We start from the raw sequence: 23,431 nt of genomic DNA, 5'->3' as shown, positions 1-23,431 counted from the left end.
CCCGAACCCAAGCACTGCTTGATCGTGCGCACAGCGGTACCGAACGGCACGTGAAAACGCCTGTATCGCCACTGATACGCAGCAGTGCGTGCGCAGCCCTGTTCACAGGATCACGCTCTGACTACGCTGTACCAGCTTAAGAAAGAATAAATCCCTGTCTGGTATCCCATGTCCTTGAAGCCCTTCGCGCTGCCGGCCGCGCTTGCCGGTGTCCTCGCCCTGGCGGCGCCTGCCGCCCAGGCTGCCTCCCAATGCGGGCCCGATGCGATGCGCGAGCATCCGCCGCAGGTCAATTTCCGCGTTGACAACGATCTGTTCGGCGGCAAGGACCAGGATCAGGGCTATACCAACGGGGCCCAGATCACCTTCGTGTCGCCGAATCTGGTCGACTACACCGACGACCCATGCCTGCCGCGCCTGGCGCGCTGGGTCAACAGCCACCTGGAGCGGCTGCACCCGGGCGAGTTCGAACAGCAGAACATGATCTTCAGCCTGGCCCAGGGAATTTTCACCCCGACCGATTTCACCCGGAAGGACCTGATCGAAGATGACCGCCCGTATGCGGGCGTGCTGATCGGCAGCTTCGGGTACAACGCGCGCCGCGGCGACCGGCTGCAGACAACGCAGCTGGCGTTGGGCGTGGTCGGGCCCTGGGCACAGGGCGAAGAAGTGCAGAACGCGGTGCACGAGCTGCTGGGCGATGAGAAGTTCCAGGGCTGGGACAACCAGCTGCACAACGAGCCGGTGTTCATGCTGACCCACGAGCGGATGCGCCGGTGGCCGGCCGATGCCACGGAGAACCTGGGCGGCTGGGGCTGGGATGCGATCAGCCATTACGGTGGCGCGGTGGGCAACCTGGCCACGCACCTCAATGCCGGTGGCGAAGTGCGCTTCGGCTGGAAGCTGCCGGACGATTTCGGCAGTACCCCCCTGCGCCCGGCCGGTGAGAACACGGCGCCGACGCGCGGTGGCAAGCCGAGCGGGTGGTCGTGGCATCTGTTCGCCACGACCGATGCGGCGTGGGTGATCCGCGATATCACGCTGGACGGCAACACGTTCCGCAACAGCCACAGTGTCGACAAGCGACATGTGGTCGGCCAGGCCGGGTACGGGCTGGCGGTGATGCGTGGGCGCTGGAAGTTCGCGCTGGCGCGCTACCACAGCACGCGCGAGTTCGATGGGCAGCGCGAGGCGCCGGTGTTTGGCAGCTTCACGATCAGCCGGTCGCTGTAAGTGCGAGGAGCCGGCCAGCGGCCGGCACTACCCGGATCCGCACCGGTTCACCTGGTAGCTGCCGACCATTGGTCGGCACACCCCCACACGGCCCATCGCCCACCCCAAAAAAAGACCGGCATGCGCCGGTCTTTTTTCACTGCGGTCGAACCGGATTACTCCGATTCCCACCACATCCAGAAGCTGTCCCACAGACGCTTGAAGAAGCCGGCTTCTTCCACGGCGGCCACGGCCACCAGCGGCGCCTGGGCGACGACCTGGTTGTCCAGCATCACCTTCAGCGTGCCGACCTGCTGGCCAGCGGTGAACGGGGCCTCGAGGGTCTTGGGAACATCGATGCTCGGCTTGAGATCGTTGTAGCGGCCGCGCGGGACGCTGACCAGCATCGGCTGGGCCACGCCCAGCTGCAGCGTGGCGGTCTTGCCCTTCCACACCTTGTGCTCGGCCACGACCTTGCCCGGCTCGTACATGCGGTGGGTTTCGAAGAAGCGGAAGCCCCAGTTGAGCAGCGCCAGGCTGTCATCGGCGCGCTGCTTTTCCGAACCGCCACCGAGGACCACCGCCACCAGACGCTGGTCGCCGCGCTGGGCCGAACTCATCAGGCAGTAGCCGGCTTCGGAGGTATGGCCGGTCTTGATGCCGTCCACGCTCTGGTCGCGCCACAGCAGCAGGTTGCGGTTGGGCTGGGTGATGTTGCCCACGGTGAATTCCTTCACCTTGTTGTAGGCGTAGGTCTCCGGGTAGTCACGCACCATCGCGCGGCCCAGCAGCGCCAGGTCATAGGCGGTGGTGTGGTGGCCCGGGGCGCTCAGACCATGGGCGTTGACGAAGTGGGAGTCCTTCATGCCGATCTTGGCGGCGTAGCTGTTCATCAGCGAGGCGAAGGCTTCTTCGCTGCCGGCGACGTGCTCGGCCAGGGCGATCGCGGCATCGTTGCCGGACTGGATCGCCATGCCCTTTTCCATGTCTTCCAGGCGCGCGGTCTGGTTGACCGGGAAGCCGCTGTAGCTGCCGTCGGTACCGGCGCCGCCCTCGCGCCAGGCGCGCTCGCTCATCATCACCTGGTCGTCGGTACGGACCTTGCCGTTCTTGACCTCGGCGGCCACGACATACGAGGTCATCACCTTGGTGATGCTGGCCGGGGCCAGTTGTTCGTGCACGTTTTCACCGGCCAGGACCTGCCCGGTGGCGTAATCCATCAGGATCCAGGCCTTGGAGACGCTGGGCTTCGGGGCCGGCGGCGTGGCCACGGTGGCCGGTGCGGCGGCGGCGGGAGCAGGCGCCGGTGCCGGGGTCGGCAAGGGGGTCTGGGCGGAAACCATGCCCACGAACAGGGTCGTGGCCATGGCAGCGGCGGCAAAGCGGAATTTCATCGGACAGCAAGCTCCTGGAGGGCGCCAAGGGGGGATGAGGGATAAGGGGCATTGTAGGCCCAAGGAGCGGCGGCACGCGCTGGCGTGCCGCGGGCAGCGGAAGGCTCAGTCCTTCACGATCTGCGGCGCCCCGAAGCCCAGACCGGCAATCCGGCCGGCAAGTTCCGAGGCACTGGCATGGTCGGGGGCCGGCACGCGCAGGCGCCACAGGGTGCGCCCGCCACTGACGATGTCACTGATGCTGGCCCCGGCGATCCCCGCCGAGGACAACTGGCCGAGCGCACGGGTGGCGTTGTCGCGGCTGGCAAAGCTGGCGACCTGCAGCAGCACGCTGCCGAGCACCTGCTGGGAGAGCGTCGCGCTGGGCGCCGGTGCCGGGCGCGCTGCAGGTGCGGCGGCGGGCAACGCGGCCACCGCGACCGGGGCGCTGTTGACGCTGGCGGCCTGGGTGGTGGCGGGCTTGCCGGTCGCCACGCGCACGCCGTTGTCGCGCATCCAGTGATCGAAGTTGTCGGCGTTGCCCGGCTTGGCCGAGTCGGCCACGCGGTAGCGGTACTGCTCGCCGGCCGGCTTGGCGGCGGCTGCCGTGGCCGTGGCGGCCGGCAGCTTGCCGACCAGGGCATCCATGTCGCTGGCGCGGCGTGCCGCGGCAGCGCTGGCCGTGGTGGCGGCCGCCGCAGCGGCGGCAACCTCGCGGCGCTCGCGACGGCTGGGCTTGTCGGCCAGCAGGTTGTCATCCCCCGGGGCCAGCGCGCGTACTTCCACGTTGCCGGTGCCGCGCTGGGTGATGCCCAGGCGCACCGCGGCGGCATAACTGAGGTCGACCACGCGGCCATCGTGGAACGGGCCACGATCGTTGACCCGCACGATCACCGATTCGCCGTTGTCCAGGTTGGTGACGCGGGCGAAGCTCGGCAACGGCAGCGTCTTGTGCGCGGCGGTGAAGGCGTACATGTCGTACACCTCGCGGTTGGAGGTCAGGCGCCCATGGAACTTGGCGCCGTAATACGAGGCCGTGCCCTTCTCGGCATAGCCGCGGGTCTTGTCCATCACCTGGTACTGCTTGCCCAGCACCACGTACGGCGATTTGTTGCCGATCGCCGAGCGCGGCAGATCGACCACTTCCGGCTCCGGGATGCAGGCCACGTTGGGGATGTAGGTGGGGGTGCTGTCATTCACGCCGGGCTTGTACAGGCCGCCGGCGCGGTAGTCACCGCGCGTGCTCGGATCTTCCGCCGCCGCCTTGTAGGGCGACCCGTCAGGACAATGCGCCGGGCGTCCGCCCTTGCCCTGCACCACCGCGCCGGACGGTTTGCTGCTGCCGGCAGTGCTGCCACCCGGTTTTTTCGGCGCACTGCTGCAGGCGGCCAGTGCCAGTATCAACAGACCCGGGATCAGCCATCTGGAGCGTGCGATCGTGTTCATGCCGGCGGCAACTCCTGTCCGGCGATGGCCTGGGACAACTGGTACACGGCCATCGCGTACATTTTCGAGAGGTTGTAGCGGGTAATGGCGTAGTAATTCTGGAAGCCCAGCCAGTACTGCTTGCCGGTGCTGCCTTCCAGCGTGATCGGGGTGGCGGTCAGGCCGGCCGCGACCGGGACGCTGGGCTGGTAACCGCGCTGGGCCAACTGGGACAAGGTCCAGGTCGGTGCCCATTCGGTCGGATTGAATTCTTCGCGACCGGCCTGCAGCGTGGCCGGCACGGCGACCGGGCCACCGCGCACCCAACCGCCCTTCTTGACGAAGTAATTGGCGATCGACGAGAAGACGTCATCGTAGCTGTTGAACAGATCGCGACGGCCATCGCCGTTGCCATCCACCGCATAGTCGAGATAGCTGGACGGCATGAACTGGCCCATGCCCATCGCGCCGGCGTAGCTGCCCTTGATCGCGGTGATGTCGAGCTTCTCGTCGCGGGTCAGCGCGAACAGGCGCGCCAACTCGTCGCGGAAGAACAGCTCACGGCGCACTTCGCGCTCCAGCTTGGCCGGATCGCCGCTGCGCGGGTATTTGAAGGCCAGCGTGTACAGCGCATCGAGCACGCGGTAACTACCGGTGTTGCCGCCGTAGCTGGTTTCCACGCCGATGATCGCCACGATCACTTCGGCCGGCACGCCGGTGCGCTGCTGCACGCGCATCAGCTCCTCGCGGTGCTGGGCGAGGAATTTCTTTCCCCCCTCGATCCGCGCCTGGCTGATGAACATCGGCCGGTATTCGTTCCACGGTTTGACCCGCTCGGCCGGGCGCGACATCGCGGCGATGATCGGATCACGGATCTGCGCCTGGGCCAGGGTTGCCTGGATCTGCGCGGCGGGAATCCCGTAGCGGGCGGCGGTGTCACGCACGAAGTTGGCGCGGGCCACCTCGAAGGGCAGCGGGGTCAGATCGACCGGGGCGGCATTGGCACCGGCGGCTTCGGGGGCGGCTTCGGCGGGCCCCTTGTTGCCGGCGGCCGGCGTGACCGGGACACCCGAGGCCTGCGGCGTCGGTGAAGGAGTCTGCGGCTGGGTCGCACAAGCGACCAAACCGAGCGTGAGCATGCAGGCCAGGGAGCGTCGAATCATCGCGGCAGGTTAGCAGGTCATGGATGAATTAAAACCCCTAAGACCATGAATCTCAACGGATTGCCTGAGTTTCTTTGCGGCCGTTAAGCCCGTGTGTAGACAGGCCCTGCCTCCCCCGCCCATTCATAGTCTGACGAAGACGCCGTCGCCGTCTCGAACGCGCGGCAATGCGGCCAGGCGCATGTCCGGCTCACCGCAGCCGCCCGGCGAAGGGCCATCGAGCAACGCACGTCTCACTTTTGAGAAAGATGCAGAAGGCACAAGAGGTTCGCCGGTTGCGTCCCCATCCCCGCAGACGCAACCGGCCAAACCGGACCCGATCGGCAGCGGCGCGGCGCGCATCTCCCCAGCGCGCGCCTCGCCCTTCTGCCTGTTGGGTCAACTACTCCCCGCCAGACTCCCCATCCGCGATGCTTGGCTCAGCGCGTCGTTGTTGGCGGGCCGCCATTGTGCAGGCCGTTTACGACAAGTCCATTGATCGAGATCAAGTCACTCCATATCTGTGCGCCACTTCTCACTTTTATCTCCAGGCGTTGACAACGTTTGCACCTGAAACCGTTTTCGTGTGCTGGGCATGCGCAATCGCGGTCGCGCCGACAGCTCATGTCGCATGGACGGGCTGATGCTGCCGCGCCGCCATCACCAGCCCGAAGCTGGCCAGCAGTGAGACCGCCGAAGTGCCGCCATAACTGATCAGCGGCATTGGCACGCCCACCACCGGCAACAGGCCGGAGATCATGCCGCCGTTGACCAGCACATAGACGAAGAAGACCAGGCCGGTGGTGCCCACCAGCAGGCGCGAATAACCACAACGCGACTGGCTGGCGATCCACAGGCAGCGCGCGGTGACGAACAGGAACAGGCTGAGCACCACCGCCACGCCGACCCAGCCGAATTCCTCGGCCAGCACCGAGAAGGCGAAATCCGTGGTGTATTCGGGCAGGAAATCCAGCGTGGCCTGGGTGCCCTGCCCCCAGCCTTTGCCATGCATGCCGCCCGAGCCGATCGCGATCTTGGACTGGATGATGTTCCAGCCGGTGCCCAGCGGATCGTTCTCCGGATACAGGAAGGTCAGCACGCGATCCTTCTGGTATTGCCGCAGCAGGCCGAACCAGGCCAGCGGCGCGGCCACCGACAACCCACCCAGCGCGACGGCCATCCACCACCAGCGCAGGCCGGCCAGCAACAGCGCGAATACCCCGCTGGCAGTCACCAGCGTGGCCGTGCCCAGGTTGGGCTGCAGCAGGATCAGCACCGCCGGGCCACCGATCAGCAACGCGGCGGTCAGCACCGCGCGCGGCCGTGGTGGCAACGGCTGCTTGTGCAGGTACCAGGCCATCATCATCGGCAGACTGAGCTTGAGCAGCTCGGAAGGCTGCAGGTAGAACACGCCCAGGTTCAACCAGCGCTGGCCGTACTTGCCGGTGCCGACCACATAGACGGCCAGCAGTGGCAGCAAGGACAACGTGTAGATCCAGGGTGACCACGCGCGCAGCGTCACCACCGGCAGCCGCGACAGCCCCCACAGTGCGGCAAGCCCGGCGCCGTAGCGCATCGCCTGTGCATGCACGGGCCCGTCCACGCTGTGCAGGACGGCCAGGCCGGCCACCATCAGCAGGCACAGCGCGCCCACCAGGGGCAGATCCAGGGTGCGGAAAAAGAAATGGAACACGGCGCGTGCGCGCTGCAGTAGTTCGACCATGCGGACGACTCCTGTGGATGACGCGACGCACAGCGGGAGGCGACACGGCGAACAGAAAGCGGCCCCGTCAGGCAGGCCGGCGCGAGCGCAGGACCGTAACACGCGCGGGCGCCGCAATCCTTAGCCGATGCGTACCGCCGGGCCACGGCGCACGCATCGCGTCTGCTCAGCCGTAGCCGCCGTGCACCGGATTGTGGCGACGCACCGCCATCACCAGCCCGAAGCCGGCCAACAGCGAGACCGCCGAGGTACCGCCGTAACTGATCAACGGCATCGGCACACCGACCACCGGCAGCAGGCCGGAAATCATGCCGCCGTTGACCAGCACATAGACGAAGAACGCCAGCCCGGTCGCGCCGGCCAGCAGCCGCGAATAGGTATCGCGCGACTGCGAGGCGATCCACAGGCAACGCCCGATCACCACCAGGTACAACGCGAGCACGATCGCCACGCCGATCCAGCCGAATTCTTCGCTCAGCACCGAGAAGGCGAAATCGGTGGTCTGCTCGGGAATGAAGTTCAGGTGCGACTGCGAGCCCTGCCCCCAACCCTTGCCATCGAAGCCGCCCGAGCCGATCGCGATCTTGGACTGGATGATGTTCCAGCCGGCGCCGAGCGCATCGCTTTCCGGGTCCATGAACATCATGATGCGGTCTTTCTGGTACGGCCGCAGCAGCCAGAACCAGGCCACCGGCGCGGCCGCAGCCACACCGCCGACCGCCACACCTACCCACCACCAGGGCAGGCCGGCCAGCAGCAGCACGAACGCGCCGCTGGCAGCGATCAGCACACCGGTGCCGAAGTCCGGCTGCAGCATCACCAACCCGGTCGGCACGCCGATGATCACCGCACTGGTCAGCACGGTGGAGAAGCGCGGCGGCAGCGGCATGCGATGCAGATACCAGGCCACCATCATCGGCAGGCTGACCTTGAGCAGCTCGGCCGGCTGCAGGTAGAACAGCTTCAGATCCAGCCACTGGCGGCCGTACTTGCCGGTGCCCAGCACGAACACGGCCAGCAGCGGGATCATGGAGACTGCATAGATCAGCGGCGTGGCCGAACGGATGCGCAGGATCGAGATCCGCGAAATCGCCCACATCGCGCCCAGGCCAACCGCGAAGCGCGCCCCTTGGGCGAACACCAGGCCGTCACCTCCAGCGCTCTTGAGCACGGCCAGGCCCATCAGCATCAGCGCGGCCAGGGCCAGGCACAGCACCCAGTCCAGCGAGCTGCTGAAGCGGACGGCCATGTCGACCGCCCAGCGCAGGAAGACCTTCATCGTGGCCGCTCCGGTGCGGTCGGGGGTGGGGTGGCACTGGGAACGGGTGCACCGGGGTCCGGCGCGGGCGCGGGCGCAGGCAGGCCCACCACCACCGGCATCAGCTCCAGCGCAGCCACGGCGGCGTCGCCCGCCTCGCGCACGGCGCCATCGCCGCCATCGAAGGCGGTGATCCCGATCGCGGTCGTGCCGCGCTCGCTGTCCAGCGGCTCCAGGCCATCGGGCATTTTGCCGAGCAGCCAGGCGTCGAAAATCTTGCGTGCGATGGGCGCCGCGGCGGAGCCGCCGTAGCCGCCGCCCTCGACCGCGATCGCCACGGCGATCACTGGATGGTCGGCCGGCGCGAAACCCACGAACAGCGCGCGATGGCGCAGATGCAGTGGCAGGCTGCGCGGGTTGACCGCTGCCGTACCGCGCCGGCTGATCACCTGTGCCGTACCGGTCTTGCCCGCCATCACGTACGGCGCGCCTGCGGCCGCACGCGCGCCGCTGCCGCCGGGCTGCATGGTGCCCATCATGCCCTCGCGCACCGCCTGCAGATTGCTCGGCGTGGGGCTGATCGGCTTGCTCTCGCCCGGCGGCGTGGCCGTCCAGTCCGCATCGAAACCGGCGCGCTGCTGCATCACCAGATGCGGCTGGCGCAGCTGGCCATCGGCGATGCCGGCCACGCCGTGCACCAGCTGCAGCGGGGTGACCTTCCAGTCGCCCTGGCCGATGCTGACGTTGACCGTATCACCGGGATACCAGCGCTCTTTGCGTGCCTTGAACTTGGCCGCCGGCGAGGGCAGGATGCCGCCGATCTCGCCGGTCAGATCGATGCCGGTCGGTGCGCCGAACCCGTAGTAGCCCATGTAGTGGTCGAAGCGATCGATGCCCAGATCCAACGCCAGCTTGTAGTAGTACGTGTTGACCGACTGGGTGATCGACTTGCGCAGATCGGTCCAGCCATGCCCGCCACGGTTGGCATCGCCCCAACCGCGGGAGGTGCCCGGCAGATAGAACATGCCGGTGGACAGGATCTTGTCTTCCGGTCTGCGCACGCCACTGTCCAGGCCGGCCAGGCCGATCAGCGGCTTGATCGTCGAACCGGGCGCGACGCCGCCCAGCACCAGGCGGTTGAACTGCGGCCGCGAGGGGTTGTCGTTGAGCGCCTTGAAATCGGCATGCGAGATGCCGTTGACGAACAGGTTGGGGTCGTAGGACGGCAGGCTGACCATCGCCAGCACTTCGCCGGTGCGCGGGTCCATCGCCACCGCCGCCCCTTCGAACTCGCCGAAGGCGGCGACCATCGCGCGCTGCAGATCGGCATCGATGGACAGGCGAAGATCGCTGCCCGACTGCGCCGCGACCCGGCCGATGGTGCGGATCGCCCGGCCCTGCACGTTGGTCTCGACCTGCTCGTAGCCGACCTTGCCGCGCAGCTGCTGCTCGTAATAGCGCTCCAGCCCGGACTTGCCGATGTGGGTCAGCGCCGCATTGCCCTCGCCCAGCATCTCCAGATCCTTGTCATCGACCCGGCCGACGTAGCCGATGATGTGCGCGAACAGATCGCCGTACGGATAGCGACGGGTCAGGTACGGCTCCAGCTCCACGCCGGGGAAGCGCCAGCGGTCCACCGCGAAGCGCGCCATCTCCTCATCGGTGACACGCAGCTTCAGGGTGACCGGCAGGAAACTGCGACGGGCCTTGCGCGACTTGTTGAAGGTCTCGATGTCTTCCGGGCTCAGCGCGAGGATCTTCGACAGGCCCGCCAGGGTGGCGTCCATGTCCTTGACCTTGTCCGGGGTGATGTCCAGGCGGAACGCCGGCACGTTCTCGGCCAGCAGCCGGCCGTTGCGGTCGTAGATCATCCCGCGCCCCGGCACCACCGGCCGCGGCTTGATCCGGTTGGCCTCCGAGCGCGTGGCGTAGATGTCGTGGTCCATCACCTGCAGCTTGAAGTACCACCCCCCCAGGCCGAACAGGCACACCAGCACGCCAAGGAAGCCCAGCGCGGCACGGCGCCGGAACTGTTCTGCCTCGGCATGCGGATTCTTGGCCTGGCGGCGCATGTACATGTCAGCGCCCGCGTCGCCCGAAGCGCAGCGCGTCCAGCAGCACGAACACCAGCGGCCACAGCGCCATGCCCAGCAGCGGCGCCCACCAGTACGACCACGGCAGGGTCGGCTCGCCGACCACGATGTGCACCACCGCGCTGACGATGCGGTCGTTGAACAGCAGGCCGCCGATCGCCAGGATCTGCTGGGACATCGGGAAGAAGCGGATCCGCGCGCGGAAGCGCTGCAGGATGAAGGTCAGGATCACCAGCCGCAGCGCCTGCTCGCCGAGCACGCCGCCATAGAGCAGATCGGCGATGACGCCGCTCGCGAAGGCGATGCCCAGCCCGACCCGGTCCGGTGTCTCGATCACCCAGTACGCCAGCACCAGTGCCAGCCAATACGGACGCAGCGGCTGCAGCAGCGCCGGCAACGGCAACAGGCCCAGCAGCAGCGCCACGACCAGACTCACCGGCAGCACCCAGGGTTTGTCGCGCAGGCGGCTCATCGTTGTTCCTCCGGCGGCGCGGTGCCGGTTTCGGGCGCGGGCGCGGGCGCAGGCGCGGCTGCGGCACGACGCGGCGTCACCGGTACCGGCGCGGACGGACCGGGCCGGTTGGCCTGCGGTGCATTGGCGGGCGCCGTCGCAGGTGCCGTGGTGGCCGGGGATGAACTCAGCGGCGCCGCAGCCGGGCCACCGGCCTCGCCCGCGTCGCGACGCAGGTTCGGCGGAATGCGGATCGCCTCGCCCGGGCGCAGCAGCAACACGTCGCGACCGCGGTCGAGCTGGGCGGCCGGCTTCAGCTCGCCGACCAGGAAGGCATGCGTGTCATCCGGCCGCAGCGCGGTGATGCTGCCGACCGGGAACCCGGCCGGGAAGCGCCCACCCAGCCCTGAGGTCACGATCTCATCGCCCACTTCCACCCCGGCACTGAGCGGAATGTCGCGCAGCTCCAGGGTGTCGCCGCGACCGTAGACGATCAGACGCACGCCGTTGCGGGCCACGGTAACCGGCACGGCATGGTCGGGGTCGGTGAGCAGCAGCACGGTCGCGCTGTTGCCGGTGGTGGCGATCACCTGGCCCATCAGGCCACCGGCATCGATCACCGCCTGGCCGACATGCACGCCATCGCGGGTGCCGGCGGCCAGCACCAGCCGCTGGCGCACCGGGTCCAGGTCGATATCCAGGATCGGGGCGAGCTGTACGTCCAGTCCGCTGCGTTCGGCCACGTTGAGCAGCTCGCGCAGCTGGGCGTTGTCCAGCGCGGCGGTCTGCAGGCGGGTCAACCGCGCATTGGCGATCAGCAACTGGTTGCGCAGTTCGCGGTTCTCGGTGACGAGCTGGCCGTGGCTGGCGGCGTTGTCCTTGACCTGCGTACCCAGGCGCCCCGGCAGGCCGGCCAGCGCCCATACCGGCTGCACCAGCACGTTGGCCTGCGCGCGCAGGCGCGACAGCCAGCCCGCCTGGTCATCGAGCACGATCAAGGTGATGGCCAACGCCAGGTAAGCGAGCAGGCGCAGCGGACTGGCGGCATCGCCCTGGCGGGAGGCTACGGGAGGACCGGCGTAAGGCGGCACAGGCGTCGACTGGAAATAATGTGGATGAAGCGCGCGGAACAAGAGCGCAGCGGGAACAGCATGCGACAACGCCCCGGCGAGGTGACGCCCGGCAAGCGACGCTTGCCGGAGGCATCACGCCGCAGAGGCGCGTCTACGATACACGGCCGGTACGGCTCACTCCGGCGCAAAGAACTCGTTGCCGTGCATGTCCACCAGCTCCAGCGCACGACCACCACCGCGGGCCACGCAGGTCAGCGGGTCATCGGCCACCTGCACGTGCAGGCCGGTTTCCTCGGAGATCAGGCGGTCCATGTCGCGCAGCAGGGCGCCACCACCGGTCAGCACGATGCCGCGCTCGGCGACGTCGGCACACAGTTCCGGCGGGGTCTGCTCCAGCGCCAGCTTGACCGCGCTGACGATGCCCGAGAGCGGCTCATGCAGGGCTTCAAGCACTTCGTTGGAGTTGATCTTGATCATCTTCGGCACGCCCTCGGCGAGGTTGCGGCCGGAGATTTCCATCTCGATCACTTCCGCCTGCGGGTAGGCGCAGCCCAGCTCGACCTTGATCCGCTCGGCGGTCGCTTCACCAATCAGCATGCCGTGGTTGCGGCGCACGTAGTTGGTGATCGATTCGTCGAAGCGGTCGCCGCCGATACGCACGGAGGCCGAGTAGACGATGCCGTTGAGGGAGATCACGGCCACTTCGGTGGTGCCGCCGCCGATGTCGATGACCATCGAGCCGCGCGCCTCGGTGACCGGCATGCCGGCGCCGATCGCAGCGGCCATGGGCTCTTCGATCAGGAACACATCACGCGCACCGGCCTCTTCGGCCGATTCCTTGATCGCGCGGCGCTCGACCTGGGTCGAGCCGGCCGGCACGCAGACCAGCACGCGCGGGCTCGGGCGCAGGAAGCGCGACTTGTGGACCTTCTTGATGAAGTGCTTGAGCATCGCCTCGGTGTAGGTGAAGTCGGCGATGACGCCATCCTTCATCGGGCGGATGGTGGTGATATGACCCGGGGTACGGCCCAGCATCTGCTTGGCCTCGGCGCCCACGGCAGCCACGGAACGGGTACCACCGATGGCACGGTCCTGGCGCACGGCCACGACCGACGGCTCGTTCAGCACGATCCCCTGCCCACGCACGTAGATGAGGGTGTTGGCCGTGCCCAGGTCGATGGACAGGTCATTGGAGAACATGCCACGCAGTTTCTTGAACATCTGGGAGTTGATCCTGAGGGGTGTCGCGCCCAACGCGGGATGGCGAAAAAATGGGCAGAATTCGAGGCCGACAAGCCTAGCAATCCCCCTGTGCGCGAGCAAGGACAAATCTGGCCGAAAGCCAGCCTTCACGGCCATTCAGGCCAATCCGGACAGCCCGGGTTCTGGCCCAAAGCCGCCCTACCCGTTAACCTTTGCGCCGCAGGGCGCCGCAGGGCGCCGTTTCGTTGCCCGCCCAACGGGCCTCAAACCCCCTTCCGCATAGGCCTTACTCGATGTCCGCTTTGATCTGTGGTTCTCTTGCCTTCGACACCATCATGGTGTTCCCGGACCAGTTCAAGAATCACATCCTGCCGGACAAGGTGCACATCCTGAATGTGTCGTTCCTGGTGCCGCGCATGCGTCGTGAATTCGGCGGTTGCGCCGGCAACATCGCCTACAACCTGTACCTGCTGGGTGGCGAGCCGATCCCGATGGGCACGGTGGGTTCGGATTTCGGCCCGTACCGCGAGTACTTCCAGGGCCTGGGCATCGACCTGAGCCGGGTCAAGGTGATCGATGAGCTGTTCACCCCGCAGGCGTTCATCACCACCGATCACGACAACAACCAGATCACCGCCTTCCACCCGGGCGCGATGATGCGGTCCTACGAGAACCACGTGAAAGACGTGCCGGGCGTAACCCTGGGCCTGGTCGGCCCGGATGGGCGCGAGGGCATGATCCAGAACTCGCAGGAATTCTTCGAGGCCGGCGTGCCGTTCATCTTCGACCCGGGCCAGGCCATGCCGCTGTTCAACGGCCCGGAGCTGCGCACCTTCATCGAGCAGGCCGACTACGTCGTCGTCAACGACTACGAGTCCAACCTGCTGCAGGAGCGCACCGGCTGGGATGAACAGGCGATCGTGAGCCGGGTCAAGGCCTACATCACCACCCGTGGCCCCAAGGGCGCGGTCATCCACACCCCGGAAAAGACCTATGACATCCCGCCGGCGCACGAGCGCCGCGTGGTCGATCCGACCGGCTGCGGCGATGCGTTCCGCGCCGGCCTGATCTACGGCATCGAGAAGGGCTACGACTGGCTGACCATCGGCCGCATGGGCAACCTGATGGGCGCGCTGAAGGTCGAGCACCCGGGCACCCAGAACCAGCGCTTCACGTTCGATGAGTTCAATGAGCAGTTCAAGCAGCAGTTTGGTTACGCGTTGAACGCGTAACCAAACTGCCCGCGCATTCCACCTTATCCCCCCGCCTTCGGCGCGCCCCCTTGAGCCGACTGCGCCTGTGGCGCAACCGGCCCGCGCATCCCACCTTATCCCCCCGCCTTCGGCGCGCCCCCTTGAACATCAAGGGGGCTCTCCACCAGAGGGTGAAGCGCGAGACGATGGGGGGGGGTAGAGCCAGGCCACGCCTGGCTGCTGTTCGGGTCCACCGTCAGCAGAGCATGCGGCAGGCCTTGTCCGGTGCGATCAGGCCAAAACCCGCTTACCTTCCCATGCCGCCAGCACCTGCCCGCAATCGGCCAGGTGCCAGCAGGCCATGCCCGGCCAGGGGTTGTCCGGGGTGTTGACCAGCACGGTGCGGGTGCCGGCGGCACGGCCGCATTCCAGGTCGAAGCGGTAGTCGCCGACCATCACCACCTGGGCAGGATCCACCTGCCAACGCTCAACGAAATAGCGCAGGCCCGCCGGTGACGGTTTGGGCTCGGCTTCGTCGCGGCCGATGATGTCCTCTCGGGCGAACACGTCCCCGACACCGATCGCCTGCAGGGTCACCTCGGCGAGTTCGCGTGCGTTGCGGGTCAGGATGCCCAGCCGGCAGCCCGCGGCGTGCAGCGCGCGGATCAGGGCGACGGCGCCGGGGGCGGGCTGCGCCGCCCCGGCCAGCGCACGTTCGTGTGCGAGCAACCACGCATGCTTGGCCGCGGCCTCCTCGGCCGGCAGCGCGGCCAGATGGGTGAGGATGTCGTCGTCCGGGGGAATCGCAAGGTCACGTTTGATGCGCTGGAAATCGTGTACCGCCACGGTCAGCGTACCGTCCATGTCGAACACCCAGTGACGGATCGCCGGCAGGCCGCTCACTTCCACCACTGCGGCATGCGGCTGGCATCCACACCACCGGTTTCGAACACGGCCGTGCGCGTGCCACCGGCCTTGACCGGGAACTCGATGCTGATCACCTTGGCCTTGCGCGCCAGGTTCCACAGCGCTTTCTGGTCGGTGATGAACATCGCGATCGCTTCATCTGTATCCGGCCGCCAGGCGGCCATGGACACCGGCTTGCCATCGTCGACGGTCACCTTGACCTGGCACTTCGGGCAGCGGAAATCGCCGGCCTGCAGCACGAGGTACGCATGGCGCTTCCATTCGGGATGATCGCGGAACACGAGCTGCACCGGCTTGGCACCGCTGCCATCCACGTCCACGCGCTCCTTGCTGTAGATCTGCGCCGAGGACTGGATGCCCTTGGTGCCCACCGGGATCTGGTTGTACTGCCACAGGGCCTGCAGACGGCGCGTCTCGCGCGCGGCCTCGGCCTTGGCCTTGACCTCGGCATAGCCCGGTTCGATCCGGGCGGCGACGTCGGTGTCCTTGTACTGGTCCAGCAGCGAGCCACCGTGGATGCGGGCACGCTCCCAATCCTGCGCGGCGACCGCCATGTCGTACTGCTTGGCTACGCCTTCGGCCTTTTCTTCCTGCTGCGCCTTGGCGGCAGCCGCGGCGGCTTCCTGCGCCTGGCGCTCGGCCTCGGGGTTGCTGCAGGCCGCCAGCGCGAAGGCGCAGGCCGCTACCAGGATCAGTCGTTTCATTGCGTGCTCCGTGTTGGACGATGACGCGCCGGGCGCCTGAGCCTACTTTATCGCCAAGCGCGTCATGCCGGTGCGGAGCCGCACGGTGCCGATCTCACTTCGTTGTCGGCTGTCCTTCGCGCCACCACTGGGTCGACGGTGCCGGCGTGCGGATATCCAGGCGTTCGCCCATGTGCGGCGCAGTCAGCGCCACGCCCTGTTCCTGCGCCAGCGCGGTGATGCGTTCGAACGGTTCGGTCCACGGATGCAACGCGAGGTCGAAGGTACCGTTGTGGATCGGCATCATTACCTTGCCACGCACGTCCAGATGCGCCTGCAGGCTCTGTTCGGGCTGCATGTGCACATCCGGCCACTGCGCATCGTAGGCACCGGTCTCGATCATGGTCAGGTCGAACGGGCCGTAGCGCTCGCCGATGCGGGCAAAGCCGTCGAAGTAGCCGGTGTCGCCGCTGAAGAAGATCCGGGTACGCCCGGTGTCGATCACCCACGACGCCCACAGCGTGCGGTTGCCGTCGGCGAGGGTGCGGCCGGAGAAGTGCTGGGCCGGGGTCGCGACGATTTTCAGGCCCTCCACGCGGGTGTCCTGCCACCAGTCCAGCTGCACGACCTTCGCGGCCGGTACGCCCCACCCGATCAGGCGGTCGCCAACGCCGAGCGCGGTGACGAAGTGCTGCACCTTGGGCGCGAGCGCGAGGATGGCATCGTGGTCGAGGTGATCGTAGTGGTCGTGGGAGATGATCACGCCGGTGATGGGCGGCAGTTCGTCGATGGTGAGCGGCGGCGCATGGAAGCGCTTGGGGCCCATGAACGACATCGGCGAGGCACGTTCGGCGAAGACCGGGTCGGTCAGCCAGAAATGGCCGTCCAGCTTCATCAGCATCGTCGAGTGACCCAGTCGCCACAGGCTGTCGTCGGGCGCGTCGAGCAGGGCCTGGCGGCTCAGCGCCTGCACCGGAATCGGGGCCAGCGGAGTGGCGTCGGCGGGCTTTTCGAACAGCATTTTCCACATCACGCCCAGCGTGCCGACGAAGCCCAGCGCGCTCTTGCCTGCGGGATTGTGGAAGTGCCCGTCGCCGAATTGCGGCGACTGGTCATAGGCGGCCGCCGGGCGGGCACCGCAGGTCAACAGGCCAATGGACATGGCGATCAACACCGTCAGAAGGAGGAGGAATCGAGGCAGGCGACGTTTCATGCGGGGCTTGCCCTGGAAAGTACACCGGCGAGTTTACTTGCCTTTTCCGAAAAGTAAACTGAACGGTGTAAAATAATCCGCATGAGCGCCCCCGACCGTCCCAGCCGCCTCACCGACCGTAAACGCGAGGCCATCCTCCGCGCCGCGGTGGCAGAGTTCCGCGAATTCGGCTTTGCCGGCACCAGCATGGATCGCATCGCGGCCACGGCCGAGGTGTCCAAGCGCACCGTGTACAACCACTTCGCCAGCAAGGACGAGTTGTTCACCGCCATCCTGTGGCAGCTGTTCGAGGCCAGCCAGGCGCTGGCTGTCGTGCCCTACGACCCGGCACGGCCGCTGCGCGATCAACTGTTGCTGTTCGCGGCGCGCAAGATGCACCTGCTCGACGACCCAGGCTTCATCGATCTGTCCCGGGTCGCGATGGCCGAACTGGTCCATGCCCCCGAGCGCGCGCGCGCGATGATGGACAAGCTGGCCGAGAAGGAAGAAGGCCTGACCGGCTGGATCCGCGCGGCCCAGGCCGATGGCCGGCTGCGCACGGACATGCCGCCGGCCGACGCCGCGCACCAGTTGCAGGCGATGCTCAAGGCCTTTGCGTTCTGGCCGCAGATCACCTTCGGCCAGCCACCGCTCACGCCGGCACAGCAGCAGCAGGTGATGCACGACTGCGTGGACATGTTCCTGGCGGTCCGCGCGGTGTGAGCGCCGGCGCCCAGGCATAAAAAAACGGCGGGTTTCCCCGCCGTTTTTCGTTCAACCGATGCGTCTGGCGATTACGGCTTGGCCGTGCCCGCCTCGGCCTTGTCCAGCATGTCCTGCACCGAGCCCGTGGTGATCGGGTGGTAGCCCGGCTTGGCCTTGGCGAAGGCGGCCTTGGCGAAGGCCAGGCCTTCCGGTGTCTTCACCAGTTCGGCGTAGATCGGCATGATCAGCTTGCGACGGCCGACGCGCTCGATGAACGCACCGGCGGCTTCGTTCGCTTCGCTGTAGCCGCTGCGGATCGTCAACGGATACCAGCGCATCGCGATCTCGCCGTTGGCGGTACCGGTGAAGTGGTAGGCCTTGTCCAGCGCGGCCAGCTTCTCCACCGGCAGGGTCTTGCCCAGGCCGTCGATGAAGTGCACCCATTCCTGGGTGCCCCACTCGCCGGTGATCTGCGCGTTGGGCAGCGTGTTGCTGCCCTGCCAGGCGATGCGGGCGGTATCGACGATGGAGAAGTTGCGCGAGCGGGCCTTGGTCGCGAACGACGGAATGCCCGGCTCGTCCAGCCATGCCTTCAGCTCGGCGTCGCTGACGGCGCCGGGCTTCTTGGACAGCAGGTTCTTCTTCAGGTACTCGACGAACTGGTCGGTGTTCGCGCTCTGGAAGGCATGGTCATCGAACCAGCCCCGCAGGAACGGATCGAAGGTTTCGCGGCCGAAGCGCTGTTCCAGGAACTGCAGGAACCAGGCGCCCTTGACGTAGGCGACCTGGCTCAATGCCTCGTCCGGGTCACGCTCGCTCAGCGGCGGCAGGGCGAGGGCCTGGTCGGCCGCGCTCATGTCCTTCACTTCGGCGAGCAGATCGTTCTGGTCGATCTCGCGCTCCATCTCGGCCATTTCCTGGCCGTACAGCGCCTCGGTGATGCGGCCCTGCACGTAGGTGGTGAAGCCCTCGTTGAGCCAGATGTCCTTCCAGCTGGCGTTGGTCACCAGGTTGCCCGACCAGCTGTGTGCCAGTTCGTGGGCCACCAGCGAGACCAGCGACTTGTCGCCGACGATCACGGTCGGGGTAGCGAAGGTCAGGCGCGGGTTTTCCATGCCACCGAACGGGAACGACGGCGGCAGCACCAGCATGTCGTAGCGGCCCCAACGGTATTCGCCGTAGAGCTTCTCGGCAGCGCCGATCATCTTCTCGGTGTCTTCGAACTCCTTGGCGGCCTTGCCGACCATGGTCGGTTCGGCCCACACGCCGGAGCGGCCGGAGATCGGCTCGAACACCAGGTCGCCGGCGGCGATGGCCAGCAGGTAGGACGGGATCGGCTGCGGCATCTTGAAGGTGTAATCACCATCACGCGCGGCCTTGGGATCGTTGTCGGCGCTCATCAGCACCATCACGTCCGGGCGCGAGGTGACATGCGCGCTGTAGGTGAAGCGCACGCTCGGCGTGTCCTGCAGCGGCACCCAGGAACGGGCGTGGATGGCCTGGGACTGGCTGAACATGAAGGGCAGCTTCTTGCCCTCGGTCATCGACGGCTCCAGCCACTGCAGGCCCGAGGCGGTCGGTGCGGTGTGATAGGTGATCACGACCTTGGCCGGCTGATCCGGCGTCTCGATGCTCAGCTTGCTGCCGAACACCTTGTCGGCCGGTGCCAGCACGAACGGCAGCGGTGCAGCCTTGCCGTCGGCGGCGATCGCCTCGACCTTCTCCACGGTCAGCTCGCGGGTGTCCAGCACCAGCTGCTTGGCGGCCTTGTCCTTCCACTCCAGCGTGTAGGTCGCGGTGCCGCCGATCTGCTTGCTGTCGAAATCCAGCTTCAGGTCCAGCGCGATGTCCTTGACGACGACCTTGTCCGGCTCGGCGTACGAACTTTCATCGTGGCTGCGGCTGTCGGCTTTCATGGCAGTGCTCGCCGGGGCGGTGGCAGTGGGATCGACGGTCGGAGCCGCCGGTTCTTTGGAGCAGCCGGACGCCAGGGCGACGGCCAGGGGAATCAACAGGAACGGAGATCGCATGAACGGGACCGATCAGGGTGAAACGACCAGTTTACCCCCTGTCCCCGACGCCCGCGCAGGCCATGCGTGGCGGTTCGCGCATTCAGTCCTCGGCGCGCAACAGGCGCCCGCCCCCGGCGTACTTGGCCCGGTACATCGCCGCATCGGCACGCCGGTAGGCCTCGCGCAGGTCATCGCCGGGGCGATACGCGGCCGCGCCGGCGCTGGCGCGTACCGGCGGGTCGCCGGCACGCGCGGGCGCGGCCAGCTGCGCCAGCCAACGCGTCACCCGCTCGCCGGCCTCGTTGCCATCGGCGTGTACGGCCAGCAGGAACTCATCGCCGCCCCAGCGCCCGATCCAGTCCGGGCCGCGCAGCCACTGTCGCGCGGTCTCCACCAGCCGCACCAGCACCTGGTCGCCGGCCAGATGGCCGTGGGCGTCGTTGATCGGCTTGAGGTTGTCCAGATCGACCACGAACAGGGTCAGCGGACGGGCCTTCTCGCTGGCCCAGGCGGCGGAATCGGCCAGCGCCTGCTCGCAGCCGCGCCGGTTCAGGGCCTGGGTGAGCGGATCGAGCAGCACACTGCGACGCAGATCACGCAGGCCGGCGTCCACGCCATGCAGGTTGCGGTTGATGCTGCGCAGCAGCCGGCCGATCTCATCGTGGCCCAGATCGGGCAGATGCGGCAGGCGCTGCTCGTCGTAGTAGGCCTCCAGCGCATCGGCGGCCTGGCGCAGCGGCGCCATCAGGCGGTACAGCGCCATCATCGCGATCGCCGTGCCGAGCAGCGTGGCCAGCAGGACCACGCCGACCACGGTCCACATCACGCCGCGCGCGTAATGGCCGGTGGCGGCCATCCACACCAGCAGGACCAGCAGCGGCACGTGCAGGCCAAGGAAGACCACCGCCATCAGCTTGGCGGTGAACGAGCGGGGAAACACACGGGCAAGCCCGCGGTACAGACGCATGGCAGGCCCTCTTCGACAGCCTGCCTGCAGTGTGGCCGAGCTCCCTCAGCGGGAACCGGACCTCTGTCTCAAAGTTTGTAGCCGGAGTGAATCGAAACGATGCCGCCGGTCAGGTTCTTGTAATGGCAGCGCTCGAAACCGGCCTCGGCCATCATGGTTTTGAGCTGCTCCTGCGGCGGATGCTTGCGGATGCTCTCGGCCAGATACTGGTAGCTGTCGCCATCACGCGCGAACAGCTGGCCCAGCTTGGGCAGGATCTTGAACGAGTGGAAATCGTAGATCGGCTTGAACCAGTCGGCGGTGACTTCCGAGAACTCCAGCACGCGCGCCTGGCCGCCCACCTTGAGCACGCGATGCATCTCGCGCAGGCCGGCTTCCTTGTCGGTGACGTTGCGCAGCCCGAAGGCAATCGTGACCAGATCGAAGCTCGCATCCGGGAACGGCAGCGCCTCGGCGTTGCACTGCACGTAGTTCAGGCCTGCGACCAGGCCGCGGTTGGTCAGCCGGTCACGGCCGACGGAGAGCATGCCGGCGTTGATATCGCCCAGCACCACTTCACCCTCGTCACCCACCCGCTCCTTGATCAGCGCGGCGATATCGCCGGTGCCGCCGGCCAGATCCAGCACGCGGTCGCCCGGCTTCACCTGCGCGGTGGCCACGTAGTAGCGCTTCCACGCCCGGTGGATGCCCAGGCTCATCAGATCGTTCATCAGGTCGTAGCTGCGCGCGACCGAGGTGAACACTTCGCCCACCAGCTTCTGCTTGTCCTTCGCAGCGACATCGCGGAAGCCGAAATGGGTGGTGCCAGTCTTGTAGGGGGATTCGCTCATGGGGACGATTATCGCACCGCCGGCGCCGTTGCGGCAGGCCGCCCACTATCATGGGGGCCTTCACGTTCCTGGATTGCGCATGATCACCACCCCCGACTACGCCGCCCTGCTCGAAACCGCCATCGCCGAAGCCCGCCAGGGCCTGGCCGAAGGCGGCATCCCGATCGGCGCCGCGCTGTACCACAACGACGGCCGCCTGCTCGGCTGCGGCCACAACCGCCGCGTCCAGGAAGGCGACCCCTCGGTGCACGGCGAAACCGATGCCTTCCGCAAGGCCGGCCGCCAGCGCCGCTACCAGGACACCATCATGGTCACCACCCTGGCCCCGTGCTGGTACTGCAGCGGGCTGGTGCGCCAGTTCAACATCGGCACCGTGGTGGTGGGCGAGTCGGTCACCTTCCAGGGCGGCATCGAGTGGCTGCGCGAGAATGGGGTCAAGGTGATCGACATGCAGAGCCAGGCATGCATCGACCTGCTTGGCGGCTTCATCAGCGCCCATCCCGAGGTCTGGAACGAAGACATCGGCGAATAAGAAACACCACCGTTCCGCGCGGATGCGCGCGGAACCTGCCCGCGTGATGCCAATACGCAGCGCGCGGGTGCTGCAACGTTCTGAATGCTTCAGTGAGCAAGGCGGCACGCAAGGCCCTGTGCCATGGGTGTATGCACGTGACACCCTCACGCGCCGCACACCGCCGTGGGACATCGCGAACACGCCGCACTAACAACCGCGCTGCATGAACGTCTTAAGGTGGTTGCACAGGGGGCACCATCGTCGAGGAGACGTCATGCATGCCCAAACCCGCCGCACCTCCTCCGTCGAACCTGCGTTGATGGACGCGTGGGAAAGACTGCAGGTGCACTACGTACGCCACCAAAACGCCGCGCCTTTCTGGGATGCCTACCAGGCCATCCAGGAAGAGTTGACGCGGTCCCATCCTCATCATCGCGTCGCCGTCTGCAACCGGCTGGCGACGCTGGCCGAACGCCTGGGGGTGGTCCACCACGCGCATCTGCTGGGCGAACAACGGGGCGAACGCCGCCACACCGGCTCCACATCGCCATGACATCACATGCACCGCGCCCTACGCCATCATCCAGATTCCCTTCTTCCCATATTGAAGTGACCATGTCCTCCGCCCAGATCTCCATCCCTGCCGTCATCGATGTCGACGCCGAAGTCAGCTACTGGCGCCAGCGTCACGCCGACGGCAACCTCGGGACGGGCTCATTCGGCCATTACGTGCCGTGGATCAAATTCGCCTGCGATTCGCTGATCACGCAACCGCGTGCAAGTGATGAGGAGCGCGATGAAATGTTCCAGACTCATTACGCGCTGCAGATCATGCCGCGCCTGTCCGAAGACCAGGCCCGTCAGTTCGTTGACCAGTGCTGGGAACACGTTTACCTCGCCGGTCGCCAGGACCAGGCATCGCGCCCGCGGCTGCATGCCCGCGTCTGACCTGCGCCGGCTGCACAGCGCCTGCACGGCGCCCCACCAATGATGCAGGCACCTCGGCTCCCACCTGTCGTGCCTCATGAAACTGCGCAGTCTCTTCAATCTTGTCGCCAAGAAGGCGTCCTATGCGGCAGGAACGCCGTGGACCTTCCTGGCGGCGGTGACGATCGTGGTCATCTGGGCCTTGAGCGGCCCGATCTTCCGGTTCAACGACACCTGGCAGCTGGTGATCAACACTGGCACCACCATCATCACCTTCCTGATGGTGTTCCTGATCCAGCACAGCCAGAACGCGGATACCGCTGCGATCCAGATCAAGCTCGATGAGCTGATCCGCGCGACGAAAGCGGCCAACAACGAACTGCTCGATCTCGAAGAGCTGGACGAAGAGCGCCTGGAAGAAATCCGCCGCGAATACGAACGGATGGCCCGCGAAGCAGGCAGCGCATTGGATCGCGCGCGCCGCTGCCACGGCGATGGCCGGGCAGACGATCCCTGAGCGGCGCAGGT

General features: G+C 67.0%; 22 protein-coding genes. 7 read left to right on the top strand and 15 right to left on the bottom strand.

Annotated features, from left to right (window positions below):
• The first annotated feature begins 168 nt into the window (after positions 1-168).
• Complete coding sequence (locus tag ABE571_RS12680) at positions 169-1,233, top strand: lipid A deacylase LpxR family protein (protein ID WP_176988173.1); 1,065 nt, start codon at positions 169-171, stop codon at positions 1,231-1,233.
• Between the two features lie 155 nt (positions 1,234-1,388).
• Here ABE571_RS12680 and ABE571_RS12675 read toward each other — a convergent pair whose 3' ends face one another.
• From ABE571_RS12675 to ABE571_RS12635, 9 genes are all read right to left on the bottom strand, one after another.
• Positions 1,389-2,606, bottom strand: a complete 1,218-nt coding sequence (locus ABE571_RS12675; protein WP_152152282.1) for a D-alanyl-D-alanine carboxypeptidase family protein — start codon at positions 2,604-2,606, stop codon at positions 1,389-1,391.
• A gap of 105 nt (positions 2,607-2,711) precedes the next feature.
• On the bottom strand, positions 2,712-4,031 hold the full coding sequence (locus tag ABE571_RS12670) for a septal ring lytic transglycosylase RlpA family protein (RefSeq protein WP_313219571.1): 1,320 nt from the start codon (positions 4,029-4,031) through the stop codon (positions 2,712-2,714).
• Positions 4,028-5,173 carry a lytic murein transglycosylase B gene (gene mltB, locus ABE571_RS12665; protein ID WP_346493797.1) on the bottom strand — a complete coding sequence of 382 codons (1,146 nt, stop codon included), beginning with the start codon at positions 5,171-5,173 and terminating at the stop codon, positions 4,028-4,030. Before mltB ends, ABE571_RS12670 begins: the two co-directional genes overlap by 4 nt.
• Positions 5,174-5,774: 601 nt before the next feature.
• A complete protein-coding gene (rodA, locus tag ABE571_RS12660) occupies positions 5,775-6,875 on the bottom strand; it encodes a rod shape-determining protein RodA (RefSeq protein WP_313219570.1) in 1,101 nt (366 codons plus the stop codon).
• Between the two features lie 166 nt (positions 6,876-7,041).
• The gene (gene rodA / locus ABE571_RS12655; RefSeq protein ID WP_313213001.1) at positions 7,042-8,154 is read right to left on the bottom strand and encodes a rod shape-determining protein RodA; all 1,113 of its coding nucleotides are present in this window, start codon (positions 8,152-8,154) and stop codon (positions 7,042-7,044) included.
• Positions 8,151-10,211 carry a penicillin-binding protein 2 gene (mrdA, locus tag ABE571_RS12650; protein ID WP_313212999.1) on the bottom strand — a complete coding sequence of 687 codons (2,061 nt, stop codon included), beginning with the start codon at positions 10,209-10,211 and terminating at the stop codon, positions 8,151-8,153. The genes rodA (ABE571_RS12655) and mrdA overlap by 4 nt, the downstream gene beginning before the upstream one ends.
• A gap of 1 nt (position 10,212) precedes the next feature.
• Entirely contained in the window at positions 10,213-10,698 is a 486-nt protein-coding gene (mreD, locus tag ABE571_RS12645; protein ID WP_019186042.1) for a rod shape-determining protein MreD, read from the bottom strand.
• Entirely contained in the window at positions 10,695-11,768 is a 1,074-nt protein-coding gene (gene mreC / locus ABE571_RS12640) for a rod shape-determining protein MreC (protein ID WP_346483295.1), read from the bottom strand. The genes mreD and mreC overlap by 4 nt, the downstream gene beginning before the upstream one ends.
• Positions 11,769-11,924: 156 nt before the next feature.
• The gene (locus tag ABE571_RS12635) at positions 11,925-12,971 is read right to left on the bottom strand and encodes a rod shape-determining protein (RefSeq protein WP_019186044.1); all 1,047 of its coding nucleotides are present in this window, start codon (positions 12,969-12,971) and stop codon (positions 11,925-11,927) included.
• A 275-nt stretch (positions 12,972-13,246) separates the two neighbouring features.
• On the opposite strand from ABE571_RS12635, the gene ABE571_RS12630 reads away from it, so the two are divergent.
• A complete protein-coding gene (locus tag ABE571_RS12630; RefSeq protein ID WP_346466623.1) occupies positions 13,247-14,185 on the top strand; it encodes a carbohydrate kinase family protein in 939 nt (312 codons plus the stop codon).
• Between the two features lie 252 nt (positions 14,186-14,437).
• On the opposite strand, the gene ABE571_RS12625 is transcribed toward ABE571_RS12630, so the two are convergent.
• From ABE571_RS12625 to ABE571_RS12615, 3 genes are all read right to left on the bottom strand, one after another.
• Entirely contained in the window at positions 14,438-15,058 is a 621-nt protein-coding gene (locus ABE571_RS12625; protein ID WP_346493796.1) for an HAD family hydrolase, read from the bottom strand.
• Complete coding sequence (locus tag ABE571_RS12620; protein WP_313212991.1) at positions 15,046-15,777, bottom strand: hypothetical protein; 732 nt, start codon at positions 15,775-15,777, stop codon at positions 15,046-15,048. The genes ABE571_RS12625 and ABE571_RS12620 overlap by 13 nt, the downstream gene beginning before the upstream one ends.
• A gap of 94 nt (positions 15,778-15,871) precedes the next feature.
• The gene (locus ABE571_RS12615; RefSeq protein WP_346483297.1) at positions 15,872-16,918 is read right to left on the bottom strand and encodes an MBL fold metallo-hydrolase; all 1,047 of its coding nucleotides are present in this window, start codon (positions 16,916-16,918) and stop codon (positions 15,872-15,874) included.
• Between the two features lie 132 nt (positions 16,919-17,050).
• Here ABE571_RS12615 and ABE571_RS12610 point away from each other — a divergent pair, with 132 nt between their 5' ends.
• Positions 17,051-17,671 (top strand): TetR/AcrR family transcriptional regulator, encoded by a 621-nt coding sequence (locus ABE571_RS12610; RefSeq protein WP_313219566.1) that lies wholly within the window; start codon positions 17,051-17,053, stop codon positions 17,669-17,671.
• 71 nt (positions 17,672-17,742) lie between these two features.
• Here the strand turns inward: ABE571_RS12610 and ABE571_RS12605 are convergent, their stop codons facing one another.
• The 3 genes from ABE571_RS12605 to ubiE form a co-directional block, all read right to left on the bottom strand.
• Complete coding sequence (locus ABE571_RS12605) at positions 17,743-19,683, bottom strand: M1 family metallopeptidase (protein ID WP_313219565.1); 1,941 nt, start codon at positions 19,681-19,683, stop codon at positions 17,743-17,745.
• 82 nt (positions 19,684-19,765) lie between these two features.
• Positions 19,766-20,632, bottom strand: a complete 867-nt coding sequence (locus ABE571_RS12600) for a GGDEF domain-containing protein (RefSeq protein WP_313212398.1) — start codon at positions 20,630-20,632, stop codon at positions 19,766-19,768.
• Positions 20,633-20,700: 68 nt separating this feature from the next.
• Complete coding sequence (gene ubiE / locus ABE571_RS12595) at positions 20,701-21,462, bottom strand: bifunctional demethylmenaquinone methyltransferase/2-methoxy-6-polyprenyl-1,4-benzoquinol methylase UbiE (protein ID WP_070471930.1); 762 nt, start codon at positions 21,460-21,462, stop codon at positions 20,701-20,703.
• 79 nt (positions 21,463-21,541) lie between these two features.
• Here ubiE and ABE571_RS12590 point away from each other — a divergent pair, with 79 nt between their 5' ends.
• The 4 genes from ABE571_RS12590 to ABE571_RS12575 all read left to right on the top strand — a co-directional run bounded on the left by ABE571_RS12590 (position 21,542) and on the right by ABE571_RS12575 (position 23,420).
• Positions 21,542-21,994: a nucleoside deaminase gene (locus ABE571_RS12590; RefSeq protein ID WP_019186053.1), complete on the top strand. Its 453-nt coding sequence runs from the start codon at positions 21,542-21,544 to the stop codon at positions 21,992-21,994.
• Positions 21,995-22,250: 256 nt separating this feature from the next.
• Positions 22,251-22,529 carry a hypothetical protein gene (locus ABE571_RS12585; RefSeq protein ID WP_346493795.1) on the top strand — a complete coding sequence of 93 codons (279 nt, stop codon included), beginning with the start codon at positions 22,251-22,253 and terminating at the stop codon, positions 22,527-22,529.
• 62 nt (positions 22,530-22,591) lie between these two features.
• Positions 22,592-22,924, top strand: coding sequence for a hypothetical protein (locus ABE571_RS12580; RefSeq protein ID WP_313212400.1), 333 nt, complete (start codon positions 22,592-22,594; stop codon positions 22,922-22,924).
• Between the two features lie 76 nt (positions 22,925-23,000).
• Positions 23,001-23,420 (top strand): low affinity iron permease family protein, encoded by a 420-nt coding sequence (locus tag ABE571_RS12575; protein ID WP_313219562.1) that lies wholly within the window; start codon positions 23,001-23,003, stop codon positions 23,418-23,420.
• The last annotated feature ends 11 nt before the right edge of the window (positions 23,421-23,431 follow it).

Source organism: Stenotrophomonas sp. TWI273, assembly GCF_039674765.1.
Taxonomy (GTDB): Bacteria; Pseudomonadota; Gammaproteobacteria; order Xanthomonadales; family Xanthomonadaceae; genus Stenotrophomonas.
Note: the sequence above shows the minus strand (reverse complement) of the source record. Positions and strands in the feature narration are given on the sequence as shown.